This window comes from Capilliphycus salinus ALCB114379, from assembly GCF_047276495.1.
Lineage (GTDB): Bacteria > Cyanobacteriota > Cyanobacteriia > Cyanobacteriales > Microcoleaceae > Capilliphycus > Capilliphycus salinus.
This window is the reverse complement of the sequence record NZ_CP178543.1, coordinates 7,089,161-7,102,745: the sequence shown is the minus strand read 5'-3', so window position 1 is coordinate 7,102,745 and position 13,585 is coordinate 7,089,161. Positions and strand designations below refer to the sequence as shown.

The 13,585-nt window shown below is 46.7% G+C and carries 11 protein-coding genes; 8 read left to right on the top strand and 3 right to left on the bottom strand.

What is annotated here, in order from left to right:
- Positions 1–248 precede the first annotated feature (248 nt).
- Positions 249–1,841 carry an Hsp70 family protein gene (locus ACL6C3_RS28845; protein ID WP_413163401.1) on the top strand — a complete coding sequence of 531 codons (1,593 nt, stop codon included), beginning with the start codon at positions 249–251 and terminating at the stop codon, positions 1,839–1,841.
- A 1-nt stretch (position 1,842) separates the two neighbouring features.
- Here the strand turns inward: ACL6C3_RS28845 and ACL6C3_RS28840 are convergent, their stop codons facing one another.
- Together ACL6C3_RS28840 and ACL6C3_RS28835 are read right to left on the bottom strand one after the other, a co-directional pair.
- Complete coding sequence (locus tag ACL6C3_RS28840) at positions 1,843–2,640, bottom strand: circadian clock KaiB family protein (RefSeq protein ID WP_413163400.1); 798 nt, start codon at positions 2,638–2,640, stop codon at positions 1,843–1,845.
- Between the two features lie 168 nt (positions 2,641–2,808).
- Positions 2,809–4,089 (bottom strand): type IV pilus twitching motility protein PilT, encoded by a 1,281-nt coding sequence (locus ACL6C3_RS28835; RefSeq protein ID WP_413163398.1) that lies wholly within the window; start codon positions 4,087–4,089, stop codon positions 2,809–2,811.
- 320 nt (positions 4,090–4,409) lie between these two features.
- On the opposite strand from ACL6C3_RS28835, the gene ACL6C3_RS28830 reads away from it, so the two are divergent.
- Positions 4,410–5,813 (top strand): amidase, encoded by a 1,404-nt coding sequence (locus tag ACL6C3_RS28830; protein ID WP_413163397.1) that lies wholly within the window; start codon positions 4,410–4,412, stop codon positions 5,811–5,813.
- Here ACL6C3_RS28830 and ACL6C3_RS28825 read toward each other — a convergent pair.
- A complete protein-coding gene (locus tag ACL6C3_RS28825; protein WP_413163396.1) occupies positions 5,803–6,615 on the bottom strand; it encodes an inositol monophosphatase family protein in 813 nt (270 codons plus the stop codon). The two genes, ACL6C3_RS28830 and ACL6C3_RS28825, sit on opposite strands and share 11 nt — an antisense overlap.
- A gap of 83 nt (positions 6,616–6,698) precedes the next feature.
- Here ACL6C3_RS28825 and ACL6C3_RS28820 point away from each other — a divergent pair, with 83 nt between their 5' ends.
- From ACL6C3_RS28820 to ACL6C3_RS28795, 6 genes are all read left to right on the top strand, one after another.
- Complete coding sequence (locus tag ACL6C3_RS28820; RefSeq protein ID WP_413163394.1) at positions 6,699–7,034, top strand: NAD(P)H-quinone oxidoreductase subunit M; 336 nt, start codon at positions 6,699–6,701, stop codon at positions 7,032–7,034.
- Between the two features lie 634 nt (positions 7,035–7,668).
- Positions 7,669–9,969: a PP2C family protein-serine/threonine phosphatase gene (locus tag ACL6C3_RS28815; RefSeq protein ID WP_413163393.1), complete on the top strand. Its 2,301-nt coding sequence runs from the start codon at positions 7,669–7,671 to the stop codon at positions 9,967–9,969.
- Between the two features lie 92 nt (positions 9,970–10,061).
- A complete protein-coding gene (locus tag ACL6C3_RS28810) occupies positions 10,062–10,565 on the top strand; it encodes a hypothetical protein (RefSeq protein WP_413163392.1) in 504 nt (167 codons plus the stop codon).
- Positions 10,566–10,652: 87 nt separating this feature from the next.
- Entirely contained in the window at positions 10,653–11,540 is an 888-nt protein-coding gene (locus ACL6C3_RS28805) for a GUN4 domain-containing protein (protein ID WP_413163391.1), read from the top strand.
- Between the two features lie 222 nt (positions 11,541–11,762).
- Positions 11,763–12,524, top strand: coding sequence for a class II aldolase/adducin family protein (locus ACL6C3_RS28800; RefSeq protein WP_413163390.1), 762 nt, complete (start codon positions 11,763–11,765; stop codon positions 12,522–12,524).
- A 126-nt stretch (positions 12,525–12,650) separates the two neighbouring features.
- Positions 12,651–13,544: a TauD/TfdA family dioxygenase gene (locus tag ACL6C3_RS28795; protein WP_413163389.1), complete on the top strand. Its 894-nt coding sequence runs from the start codon at positions 12,651–12,653 to the stop codon at positions 13,542–13,544.
- Positions 13,545–13,585: the final 41 nt, after the last annotated feature.

Here is a 13,585-nt window from a genome sequence, read left to right as displayed (position 1 = left end):
TCAGAAAAAGTTCAGAAAAAGTCAGGATAAGCCGTTGGAGATTTCAACTCGATTCGGTCGGGGGCCGTCCGGCGATCGGTGTCCGCTGTGAGAAATTTGTGATAATATAACCTAGATGCGTAACAGTTATCATATAAACCGATCACGACTAGCTTAGAGATGTTAACTTTCAGCCTCCGATGTCGGCAGTTCAACATGACCCTTGAGCAAGTATCATAAAATTTAGACTTGTTTTAGAATCAGACTGAATGACAATCGCGATTGATTTTGGTACAAGCAATACCGTTGTATCCCGTTGGAATCCGGCCACACAACAGCCCGAAACCCTAAAACTTCCGGGACTTAGCTGGATCTCCCCTCAAAACCCTCCGCTCATTCCCAGTTTAGTCTATGTCCAAGACGCCACCACCGATCGAGTCGTTTTGGGTCAGCAAGTACGCGATCAAGGCTATGATGTAAGTAGCGATCGCCGCTTTTTTCGCAATTTTAAACGGGGAATTGGTAGCGACATTCAGGGGTTTCTCCCCGAACTTGATGGTCAAGCGATCACCTTTGAACGGGTCGGAGAATGGTTTCTCACCCAAGTCGTCGAAGCGGTGCGAGAGGTTCCCCTTCCGGTGGACTCTCTGGTGTTTACGGTGCCGGTGGACAGTTTTGAAGCTTACCGCCACTGGTTGGGGTCGGTGTGTCAGTCTCTCAATGTCGAACAGGTGCGAATGTTGGATGAACCGACGGCTGCGGCTTTGGGCTACGGACTGACGGAACAAGATCTGTTATTGGTGATTGATTTTGGCGGCGGAACTCTGGATTTATCTTTGGTTCGACTCGATAATACGGTACAAAAAAAACCCCTCGGATTTGTTCTCAAATGGGGGCAAAAATCCTTTGCCGAATCTTCCGGACAAAAGCCAAAAACGGCGCGAGTTTTGGCAAAAGCGGGTCAAAATTTGGGCGGTTCAGATATTGATAATTGGTTGATGGATTATTTCGCCGAAACTCAGGGATTGGTTAAAAATCCTCTGACCGCCCGTTTGGTTGAACGGTTGAAAATTCAGCTTTCCTTACAAACTCAAGCGAGCGAAGTGTATTTTAATGATGAAACCTTCGACAGTTATGAATTAGACTTGACCCGCGATCGCTTTGAGGAAATTCTCAGTCAACATCAGTTTTTTGAAAGTCTAGATCGCTCCCTCAACCAAGTCTTACAGCAAGCCCGACGTCAGGGGGTTGAAAAAGATAATATTAGCGGGGTTTTATTAGTCGGGGGAACCACACAAATTCCCGCCGTTCAAACCTGGATTCAACAATATTTTGAACCCGCAAAGATTCGCTCGAATAAGCCGTTTGAAGCGATTTCTCAGGGGGCTTTACAGTTGAGTCTGGGAACAAAAATTGAAGATTTCCTCTACCATAGTTATGGCGTTCGCTATTGGAATCGTCGGGAAAGTTGTCACGCTTGGCATTCGATTATTAAGTCCGGTCAACCTTATCCGATGAGCGAACCTATAGAATTGGTTTTGGGCGCTTCTTTGGAAAATCAGCCCAGTATTGAATTGGTCATCGGAGAATTGGGCGCCGATACGGGAGGGACGGAAGTCTTTTTTGATGGCGATCGCTTAGTTACCCGCAGTTTAGCGGCCGGAAAAACCGCCGTACAGCCCTTAAATGATACCTCTGAAGGTCGGAGTATTGCCCGATTAAATCCCCCCGGATATCCGGGAAATGATCGAATTAAAGTGTTATTTCAAGTCGATGAAAAGCGCTTTTTGCGAATCACCGTTGAAGATTTACTCACCAATGAAACTTTACTGAATAATCAGGCGGTGGTACAATTAAGTTAGGTTAATCTTCGAGGGTTCCGAGCAACCGTAAAATCATTTCAACATCGTTTAATTCTCCGACAATACGCCGGATCGGTTTCGGCCAGACTTTAATTAAAGTGGGAGTCGCAGAAATTTGATCCGCTTCAGCCTGTTCGGGATGTTTTAAAACATCAATCACTTTCAGCGTGTAAGGATGATTAACCGATCGCTCTAACAGTTGATGAAGGGTGGCGAGGGTTCGTTCCGTCGCCAAACTGTGACCGGAAACAAACAAACGCAGAACATATCCGGCGGTTTCCGGCGAGTTCGGTTCTAGAGACTGATCGAAACCTAAACTTTGCGATCGCAATGTCGAAGTGACTTGTCGTCTATCAGCATCAAGTTGAGTATCCATTTGTTGAAACTGTACAACCAGGTCGTGATTTTCCCACAGTTGCGGAAATTGTGGATAATAAGTAGAAATAACGAGGGGATTGCATAATTCTTCCGGTTCTCGGGTGGGTTGCCAAACTAAATTATCGGTCCCAAAAACGGCATTGAGTAAAGTTTGATAACGCAAGACCGGAGGATAGGCTTCGGCGGACTGTTTGACGGCTTGGGTATTGGGATCAAGCCATTGGTCAAGAGTCGCCGTATAACAAGGAACCAAAAAGTGAGGCGGTTCTGAGAGTCCCAGAATTTCTTGTAAAGCCGAACACAAATGTAGATGCCACCGACGCCGTTTTGTGGGGTCGATACAGTAAATTAAATCTCCCCCTGGTGTAAAAAGAGCAATTCCTTTGAACAACGGGGGTGTGTTAGGTTCAGCAAAGTTCAAGGATACTAATTTAGGAACCAAAGAAATTGTATATTTTCACAAATCTATTTTATGTAGAAGTGTGAACTGCGATCGCCCCATTTAGCGAGTAGAATCCCTCACAATTCACACTGTACCTCAAAGTTGAGATCGAGAGGTTAAAACTTCAGACTTTTCTAAGACTTAAGGTTAAACGCGACCTCGGAGCATTTGACCCATCTCGTTTGGATAGGGCGACATTTCCAGACAGGTTTCTTCGGTAATTCGACCTTCTTGATAAAGTGTGTAAAGAGATTTGTTCATCGTGGTCATGCCTTCGTAAGTATCTTTGAGCATGATTTGGTTAATTTCTTCGTACTGATCCTTGACGATGTATTCTTTAATAACATCGGTATTAATCAAGATATCGTGAAAGGCGGCTCGCTTGCCATCGGTCGTTTTGCACAATAACTGAGCAATAATCGCCACCAAAGTTTCAGAAATCGAGACTTTAATTGACTGCTGTTCTTCGGCCGAGAACATATCCAAAATCCGAGTTAAAGTTTTAATGGCGCTATTGGTGTGTAACGTTCCGGCGACCAAGTGACCCGTTGATGCGGCTTTTAGGGCGATTTGCATGGTTTCTTTATCCCGAATTTCCCCGACCAGCATCATATCCGGGTCTTGACGCAAAGCCCCTTTTAAGGCGTTAAAAAACTTCAAAGTATGACGTCCGACTTCCCGGTGTTTAATCAAAGCTTTTCTACTTTCGTGAACAAATTCTACCGGGTCTTCAATGGTAATAATATGATAAGGAAAACTCTTGTTCATGTAGTCAATCATCGCCGCCAGGGTGGTAGATTTACCGGAACCCGTCGGGCCTGTGATTAACATTAGTCCTTTATGATAGTGACAAATTTTCTTAAAGACTTCCGGCAGATTAAGCTGCTCCATCGTCAGAATTTTAGCAGCAATCAACCGCAACACCATCGAAGGGCCTCTTAACGTATCAAAAGCGCTGATCCGCACCCGGACAAACCCAAAGTCAAAAGCCCCGTCAAAGTCCAAATTTTGTTGAAAATATTCGATTTCATCATCGCTCATACATTCGCGCAACCAACTCATAAACGTGTTCAAGTCGGTGACGGGATAGCCGGCGGCGGTGATATCGCCCCGTTTGCGGAAGCGAGGTTCTTCATTGACCCCCAAGTGAATATCAGAAATGCCCTCTTCGTTGGCCCGTATAACAATTTCTCTGAGGGTGGGATGTCCCTCTGTCGGGCCTGCACCTCGCGGAGAACCGGCCGCACCCGAAGCGATCGGTTGAGCCATTTGAGGAACAACAGGTGCGGTTTGGGGGACGGTTGGGGAGGCGGTGGGAACGGCGACTTCACCGGAAACCCCGGGAGGACGGCCAACTTTTGGCGGTGCGGGCGGACGGGGGGGAACTTTGGGCGGCGGGGGAACGGGAGGACGGGATGCTTGTGTCATAATTACACGACCTTACTTTAGTGATGAGAGGATGAACCGAGGTAGAAATTTAATTTCAGTCTAGCCTTGAATTCTTTGAGATCGCAAAGAGACTCAAGAAAGTATTGGTCTTGTTTGAATAGATGTAAAAGCTCAGGGTGTAAGTCTATCGTACCGGGGTAATTTGTCCATTTGTCAAACTCTAAAATTACCGATTTGACCGACAAGACCTTCCCTATACTCAAGTATTCCCAAATCAGAGAAGAAAATAAACTTTTTGAGGAAAAATCCTCAAGATTGAGGACAATCAGGTTGGACCCGTAAACTGTTCTAGATCTAACATGAATTTAGATGATCTCGTCTTTAGTTCAGCATTGGAGCAAGCTCAACTCATCCGCGACCAACAACTCTCACCGGTGGAATTAGTTGAAGCTTATCTCAAACGGATTGAATTATTAAATCCTCAACTCGGCTGCTATTTTACCGTCATGGCCGACAGCGCCCTGGCGATCGCTCAAAGCCAAACCGAACAACTGGCAACCGCAGATCGGGGAGAATTACCGCCCTTTTTTGGAGTTCCGATCTCGGTCAAAGATCTCAATCCGGTCGCCGGAGTTCGCTGTACTTATGGTTCTCGCGTGTTAATGAACCAAGAAGCTACTTACGATGATGCCGTTGTCACCCGCATTCGTCAAGCCGGATTTATTATTATCGGCAAAACCGCAACCTCAGAAGTGGGTTCCTTGCCCTATACCGAACCGGAAGGCTTTCCGCCCGCTCGCAATCCTTGGAATTTAGAATATACTCCGGGAGGGTCTTCCGGGGGCGCTGCGGCTTCTGTGGCGGCCGGACTCTGCGCGATCGCTCACGGTTCCGATGGCGGGGGTTCTGTGCGGGGGCCTGCTTTTTGTTGTGGGTTGGTCGGACTCAAACCCTCTCGGGGTCGGGTGTCTAATGCGCCGGTCGGCGACTATCAAAATGGCATTTCCACCAACGGGGCGATCGCGCGGACAGTGGCAGATGCGGCGGCTTTGCTGGATGTCATGTCCGGTTATGTGACCGGAGATCCCTATTGGTTGAGCGATCCGGAAATCTCATTTTTCCAGGCGACTCAACAACCCATCGGATCTTTGCGAATTGCTTTTTCCACCAAAATTTCTCCCGTCGGTGAAGCATCGGAAGCCTGCCAAGACGCGGTGAAGGAAACCGTGCAACTGTTAGAAGACATGGGGCATCATGTCGAACGGGGAATACCTGATTTTACCGATTTGATCGAACCGTTTAAAGTCGTTTGGCGAGCGGGAGTGGGCGCATCCGGTATTCCCAAAGATTTGCTCACTCCCATGAACCAATGGTTATTAGAACAAAGCGGATCGGCCGGAGATTATTTGCAGGCGGTCAGTCAATTACAAGTGGTGGCCCGTCGGATTGTCGGCTTTTTCGATCAGTTTGATGTCTTGCTGACTCCGACTTATATGCACTCGGCGATTCGCGTGGGAGAATATGAAAATCTCTCGGGTGAAGAAACTCTCGAACAGATTATTAAGTGGATTGCACCCTGTCCGCCGTTTAATGCCACCGGTCAACCCGCGATCGCCATCCCCACCGGTTTAACCCCAGAAGGATTACCCGTCGGGGTGCAATTGGTCGGCAAACCGGCCGGCGAAACCACACTGATCGCATTAGCCGCCCAATTGGAAGCCGCCAGACCCAGGTCTTTTCGTCCCCCGGAGATTAACGCTTAGAAGCGAGGGGCTGCACTAAGGGTTGAAACAGGGAAACCCACTTTTTTTGACTGACGACCAGCATCGGAATTGAGCGATCGCCGTAGTTTTTGCCCGGTTCGAGGGGAAAAATCGGGTCGGGGTTTAATGGGGTCCAGACGGCACCTGCGGCCTGAATAATCGGCCAAACCGCAGCGAGATCCCAAACTTTGGGTGTGGCTTCTACTCCGCCAATGGCAACACCCGAAGCCACCATCAGGAAGTTATAGGCCGCCATTCCCAAAAGTCGAATTTTGCAGGGAATATCGGGAATAATCGGGGTACTGCGAGAGCAAACGTTAAAAAAATGATGGGAACTCGGATCGTCTAAACTGGCGCGAATCGGGTGCTGGTTGCTAAAGGCACCGTTCGGACCGGTTAAACCCGAATTTTGCAGCCAGAAGCCATGAAAAGATTGATTGAGGGGGGGGAGATAAACGTATCCAAACACCGGGCTTCCTCGGTACAGCAACCCCATGAGAATCCCCCAAATGGGCAACCCCCGAGTGTAGTTGGTCGTACCATCGACCGGATCGATAATCCAACACCAGTCGGTCTCGGGGAAAAGATGGTCTCCTTCTTCGGAAAGGATACCGTGATCGCCAAAGGTGCGACCGATGCGGGTGCGAATTTCTTGGTCAGCCCAATGATCGGACTGGGTAACTAAGCTTCCATCGGACTTTTCCGAGGCTTGGACTGAACCCCAATTGATCATTAACTGTTGTCCGACTTCAGTTGTCGTGGTTTGGGCAAAATTAAGGACGGTTTCCCAAAAGTTAGTCATTGGATCGGGATAATCTAAGTAGCTGACAATAACCTCGTTTACAATTAAAGTGCAAAGATCACCATTAATGAATTGCAGACGCTATGTTGCTCAAATCAACAACTCGACATATTCAGATTTACACCGCTGAAATTCAAAACGATGAACTGGTTGAAAACGACCAGCTTTTAACGATAGATGTCGATCCGGATAACGAGTTTAACTGGACTGAGGCGGCGCTGAAAAAGGTTTATCAGAAATTCGATGAATTGGTCGAAGCCGCCAACGGAGAAGACTTGACCGAGTATAACCTGCGTCGCATTGGCTCGGATCTTGAACACTTTCTGCGAAGCCTTTTACAATCAGGAGAGATTAGCTACAATCTCAACAGTCGAGTTCTCAATTACAGTATGGGATTGCCTCGCGTTGCCGCAGAATAAGTTGAGGGATTGATTGGCTTTTGACAACGAGCAGCCCGATCAAAAACGCTCTGGGTCTCCCCCTTTTGGCTATGGGGCTGCTTGGCTGGCTTGGTGCTGGGGTTTGAGGTTGGCAATTGAGCGATCGATGATTTAAACCCGATCGAAGCCAACGGAAAACTCACAAAAAACAGATAAATCAAAAGTGCAAGTGGGAATAGAGGAAAAAGCGAGTGCGTGATTGTAGGTGATTGTGTGAGGAAATTGATTTCAAGATTGACCCGAGGGAGTTGGGTTTGTCCCGAGTGAGGCGGTCGTTGCTCACGGATGCCAACTCAACAGGAAACGCTACAATGATTCAGATCGACTCTTGCCGATCAACTGATTTTCGGAAACCCTTCGCTTCTAAATGTTTATATCTGCTGACTTGCGGATCTAAATTTGGGGGTAAGCCCAATGATAGATCAAGATAGCTGAAAGCGGAAATCTCGATCGTTTATCCTGTAGCATGGAAAGGAAACTTCGTGCCGGATCGGTAGGGAGGATCTCAGCCCAACCTGACCTGAAGTCAATCAGCACTCAAGAAAACCATCTCAATTCTCAACTTAAAAATTGAGCGGCAACAGAGGCGTGAGGAACCTCTATGCAAAATCATATGCCAAAACACTATTTGTTGGCGGTAGGTGAAGGGATTGATACTTTACCTGCGGGAACGCTAATAGCGGATCGCTATTTATTGAGACAAAATTCCATTGTCATCGATACTCGACCGGAACAGTTTCCTGAAATTCCGGAAGACATTTGCGATGAAATTGCTCCCTATCTGCGGCTATTTCCTTATCGACTCCATGTTCCCCTGGTTTATGGATCGATCCGACCCGATCAAAATCCACTGGGGAGGACGATTTGGCTTTTTGAACAGGGGCCAATTGACCCGGGCCGGGAAGCTTTAATGCCCGATTTATTGGACTTGTGGGCGGGTACATCGGCTTTACGCCAGTTGAACTGGTTATGGCAAATTGCTCAACTGTGGAAACCCTTCCAACATCAACAGGTGGCGTCTAGTTTGTTGAATCCCCAATTGTTACGCATCCAAGGGCCGTTGGTGCGATTGGCCCGGTTGCAGCTTGACTGGAAAAAGTCAACTCTGGCTCAATTGGGCCAGCTTTGGCAACAGTGGATTCAGGAGGCTAACCCCAAAATTCGTTCATTTCTGGTTCAGCTAACGGACCAAATGATCGCCAAAGAAATCCGCAAGCCGGAACAATTGATCTATCAATTGGATCAAGCAATGGCCCTCGGCGGGCGATCGCTGACCCGTCGGATTGAAATGATTACGGGAACCGATACCGGGCCGAGTCGTTCTCAAAATGAAGATGCTTGCTATCCCGATCGCGATACCTTGATTCAAGTGCCGGGGAATTCTCAGGCTTTGAGTATTGTTTGCGATGGAATTGGCGGACAAGAAGGGGGGGAAGTCGCCTCACAATTGGCGATTGGGGTTTTACGCCAACAACTGGAAAATATGGGGTCTCATCCGGCGAATTGGGATTCGGCTTCGCTGATGAATCAGTTAAAACGGGCGACAAATCTTGCTAATGATGTCATCTGTCAGCGCAACGATAGCGAACGTCGTCAGGGACGCGAACGCATGGGAACAACGGTGGTGATGGCCCTGACTCGCGAACATGAAGTTTATATTACCCATGTCGGAGATAGTCGCGCCTATTGGATTACTCGCAGCGGTTGTCATCAGGTGACTCTCGATGATGATGTTGCTTCTCGGGAGGTTCGTCTGGGTTATGCGTTTTATCGAGATGCGATTGGACCCCCTTCTTCGGGCGCTTTGATTCAGGCTTTGGGAATTACGTCTTCGACGACCCTTTATCCGACGGTGCAGCGTTTCCCGATTGATGAAGATTGTATCTTTCTGTTGTGTTCGGATGGTTTGAGCGATAAAGATCGCATCGAGTCTTATTGGAAAAGCGAAATTTTGCCAATTCTCGACGGGGAAACGGATCTGATCTCTGCCAAAAATCGATTAATTGAAATTGCAAATACTCTCAATGGTCACGATAATGTAACGATTTCGCTCCTGCATTTTCGGGTCTCTAGTAAGTCGGGAATTCACTCTCTACCGGAGATTAAAGTTTCGCCTGTTATTCCGAATTTCAACGGCGATTCGGAGGGGGATTCTGATTTTTCTCAGGCGGATGATTCCGAACCGTTTAATACCGATATTGTTGAAACCCCCCCTTCAACGAAACTTCCTCAAATTTGGCTGTTATCTCTGGGGATTGCCTTTTTATTGGGTTTGGCGGGTGTCTTAGTTTATCTGTTTTCGGGTGTTTTTAATCCAGAAGAACCCAATCAGGGCAACTTCCCCACTGCTTCGCAGACCGACACACCCACCCCGACAACTGTTCCTGAATTGCCGGTAACTCCCAATCCCACAATCAGTTTAAAATCTCTGATTCAATTGGGGGAAAATAACGCTGTTGAAGGTGAAGTTTCGCCCGCTTCTATTGCGTTATTAAAAGAATTTGGTAAACCTTGGATTAAGGGGGAAGTTCCCGAAGGAACGGTCGTGCAGGTGATCGAAAAACAATCCACTCCTCAAGCGGGGACTTGGTTGGAGTTGAAAGTCTGTTATTTGCCAAATTCCGAGGGGAGTTTAGTGTTGAAAAAGGCTCCGAAGGATGAGGATTTGGTTTCAGAAAATCCCGAGTTTTTTGAGCGATTAGACACCCCGGATCTCACGGAAGAAATCGGGGAAGATCAAGTCGGAGATTCTCAAATTCAACTACAAGAAAATTTAGAAGAAGACTCGCCATTGATTTTACCTTTACAACCGGGCGATACGGGGTGGATGCGATCGGATGATGTTTCTGTGTTGAGGGTCAATACTTCTTTCTTTAAGCCCCAAGAAAAAGGGGTTTGTCAAGAGGTTCCCTGATGGACTTGCCCAAAACAAATATTAATCGTTTTTTTCTTTAAAATTGGGTGTTAATCTGTTACTATAATCGTCAAAATTTGAGGACTGTGAGGATGATCAAAAATCAACGTAAAGTTTGGGCGGTGGCTGTTTCGATCGCCGCCATCGCGATCGGTGTTTTCCCCAACCCCGCGAAAGCCGATGGTTGTGTTGGCGACTGTCAGATCAACCGTCAACCTCATCCGAAACCTTCCTGCGAAGTGACTAATGACTGCAAATCTTCTCAGCCGGGATCATTATATGACGAAATTTATTCCAAACACAGACCCTATTGTGGTTATTTGCGGAAACATCGTTATCACTCCCGTCATTGGAGCGATAATTATCATTCAGAGGAAAGTTTAAAGCATTCTTACTCAAAAGAAACAGCCGGAGACTGGGACGCAAACATCAGAGAGGATTTAATTGCTTCGAGGGACGGTTACTCGGATGTTACTGGTTCTAGTCGATATTCGGGTAGCGATACGATGGGTGGAGAAAATGCTTTGGCTTTATTTGTGGTAATTTTATTGTGGTTTGGATTCCGTTTTCCAGGGGGAAAAAAAGATTCCAAATAATCGTGATGTCTCGTAAAATTTTTCTAGAATTTTGGGAAGTTTTACCCCAGAGAACGCCGGATTTTTTACCGCTCTGATGGCTTGATTATGTTTAAATGCCCGGTCTGTCAACAGGAATATTTGGAGTCTGTTCCTGAGTTTTGTTCGGTTTGTCACTGGAATTTACAATCGGGATTATCGGAGGAAATCGAAGTCGATCTGGAATCGGTTAGGCTTCAATGGGCGCGAGAAAAATGGCAAGAGTTAAATGTTCTCAAACAAGAGCTTGAAAGAATGCGTTTTCCGGGTCAAAATTCTTCTTTAAATTCTTTAAATTCTTTCAGCGATTTATCCCGACGATTGGAAACAATAGAAGCCCAACTTCAACAAGCAACCGTAGAACGAACCAACCTCAACAATCAACTGGAATGGGTTTTACATTATCTGGAATTGCTCGACCCCGAACGTGTTTCTAATACTATTTCTCGCCTAGAAAATTGGCTGGAAGGTGGCGTAGAAGAAACGCCTTTGATGTCTGAAGTTGGGATGGATTATCAACCCCTCAGCGAGTTGTTGGCGGCGGGAGATTGGAAAACTTCCGATCAATATACTTGGCAAATTTTGCTGTATTTGGCCGGACGAGAAGCCGAAGGATGGCTGAGAATAGAAGATATTGAAAATTTTCCCGGTGCGGACTTAAAAACGATAGATTATCTCTGGAATTATTATAGCAATGGTTTGTTTGGTTTGGGCGTTCAACAGCAAATTTTCGACGGTTTGGCGGGGGATTATCCGGCCTTTTGCGATGCGGTGGGATGGCGAGAAGGGGAAAATTGGAGATATTACGATGAACTCATATTCAACCCCAAAGCGCCCCCCGGACATCTCCCGGTGATTGTTTGGCGAAAACGGGCCTGTTACGGGATGGGTTCGGGGACGGCGGCGGAAAATATTTCTTTATTTTTGAATCGTTTTATTTCTTGTCAGAATAGTTGACGAATTTTATAATTTGTTGTACGGTCTATTTGATGTAAATTTTGTCTGTAAATACCAAGTTAACGGTACAATAAAAATACATAAACAATCAATAATCGAGGGCGATTAGACTGCGTTGGAGTCTGCGATAATTGTTTGTTGAATCGGGCTGAGATCCCCGGCAATATCGATAAATATACAAATCAAGCAATTCAAACCCGAGTTTTTCATCGAATTAATTTCATGGCAAACCTAAACTTACAGACACCGCCCAAATTTGAGAGCGTAGAAGAAGAACGTCTTCACTACAAACAGCGTTTGGCGGCGGCATTTCGCCTATTCGCTCGGTACGGGTTTGATGAAGGCGTCGCCGGACACATTACCGTTCGCGACCCGGAATTTCCCGATTGTTTTTGGGTTAACCCCTTTGGGATGTATTTCGGTCACATTCGAGTCTCAGACCTGTTGCTGGTCAACAGCAAAGGCGAAGTGGTCCAAGGCAACAGACCCGTGAATGGGGCCGCTTTTGCCATCCATTCCCGCATTCACCAGGCCCGCCCCGACGTCAAGGCCGCCGCCCACGCTCACTCGCTTTATGGCAAAGCTTGGTCAACTCTCGGACGCCTGCTTGACCCCCTAACTCAAGATGCTTGTGCGTTTTACGAAGATCACGCTTTATTTGACGACTACACAGGCGTGGTTCTGACCACCGAAGAAGGCGATCGCATTGCGGCCACTCTCGGGGAAAAAAAGGCGGTTATCCTGCGGAATCACGGTTTGCTAACCGTCGGTCATTCGGTGGATGAGGCGGCGTGGTGGTTTGTCACGATGGATCGTTCCTGTCACGCCCAGCTTTTGGCGGAAGCGGCGGGAAAACCGAGGCTGGTCGATCCGGAAACGGCCCGTTTAACCTACGGTCAGATCGGCTCTCACCTGGCCGGGTGGTTTATTTTTCAGCCTTTATATGATATGATTGTCCGCCAGGAACCGGATTTACTGGACTGAGGTTTCTGTTACTAGAAATTCTGCACAAAACGCAAGAAAACCCGGATATTTTAAAACGGGATATCAATCTTTTCTGAAGGGTAATTTGAGCCTGTTTTCTAGTCAAAAACTCGGGGAAATCTCAAGATGAAAACTATTACAGAACTTCGTACAGAACCCCTGCCCGAAAATGTTGGCTCAATCATTATTAATGCCAACAACGGCAGTATTTTCGATTTGGATAAAGAATCAATTATTAATTGGTATCGGCATCAGGGAGCGCTGTTATTTCGGGGGTTTGAAGCCGATGTGGAGACGTTTACCCAATTTAGCAACGGGTTGAGTACCGATTTCATCGACTATACCGGAGGGGTGTTCAACCGTCAGGTTATTAACGGCGATTCAACGGTTTTGACTGTCAACGATTTCAAAAATGAAATTAAATTGCACGGGGAAATGTATTATCAGAAAAACATTCCTTTGATGCTGTGGTTTTTCTGTGCCGAACCCCCGTTACAAGATAGGGAAACTATTCTCTGCGATGGGAAGCGTTTTTTTGATGAGCTTAGTGATTCCCTCAAAGATTTGTTCGGCCGAAAACGGCTAAAATATCGGGGTTACTTAAATAAGGAGGGCTGGAAAAAGCGCTACAAAACTGATGACTTAAATGAGGTGAAAGAGATCTGTAAGAGCAACGATACTGAAGTGGAAGTAAACGTTGATGAGTCAATTAATCTCTCTTATATTTGTCCGGCTATCTATCCCAGTCGAACGGGTGAATTTAAGGTATTTATTAGTAGTTTACTGCCGGCGATGGCTATTAGTCCGGATGTCGTCTGCTTCGATGATGGGACAAAGATTGATGCCGATATCCTATCCGAGCTTAACGAAATTGCCGACAAAATAACGGCAGAAATTAAGTGGCAAAAAGGCGATATATTAATGGTAGATAATACCCGAATTCTGCACGGTCGAAGGGCCTTTGCGGACGAAGAACGCGAGATCTATATCCGTCTGTGTTCTCCGGCATTTTCTGATTAGTTAAAAAGGCTGCAAGCTGTTAATTTCGGGTGGGGCGTTTG

Coding starts and splice junctions, on each gene's coding strand:
- ACL6C3_RS28845 (WP_413163401.1), top strand. CDS start 249: ATGACAATCGCGATTGATTTTGGTACAAGCAATACCGTTGTATCCCGT.
- ACL6C3_RS28835 (WP_413163398.1), bottom strand. CDS start 4,089: ATGACACAAGCATCCCGTCCTCCCGTTCCCCCGCCGCCCAAAGTTCCC.
- ACL6C3_RS28830 (WP_413163397.1), top strand. CDS start 4,410: ATGAATTTAGATGATCTCGTCTTTAGTTCAGCATTGGAGCAAGCTCAA.
- ACL6C3_RS28825 (WP_413163396.1), bottom strand. CDS start 6,615: ATGACTAACTTTTGGGAAACCGTCCTTAATTTTGCCCAAACCACGACA.
- ACL6C3_RS28820 (WP_413163394.1), top strand. CDS start 6,699: ATGTTGCTCAAATCAACAACTCGACATATTCAGATTTACACCGCTGAA.
- ACL6C3_RS28815 (WP_413163393.1), top strand. CDS start 7,669: ATGCCAAAACACTATTTGTTGGCGGTAGGTGAAGGGATTGATACTTTA.
- ACL6C3_RS28810 (WP_413163392.1), top strand. CDS start 10,062: ATGATCAAAAATCAACGTAAAGTTTGGGCGGTGGCTGTTTCGATCGCC.
- ACL6C3_RS28805 (WP_413163391.1), top strand. CDS start 10,653: ATGTTTAAATGCCCGGTCTGTCAACAGGAATATTTGGAGTCTGTTCCT.
- ACL6C3_RS28800 (WP_413163390.1), top strand. CDS start 11,763: ATGGCAAACCTAAACTTACAGACACCGCCCAAATTTGAGAGCGTAGAA.
- ACL6C3_RS28795 (WP_413163389.1), top strand. CDS start 12,651: ATGAAAACTATTACAGAACTTCGTACAGAACCCCTGCCCGAAAATGTT.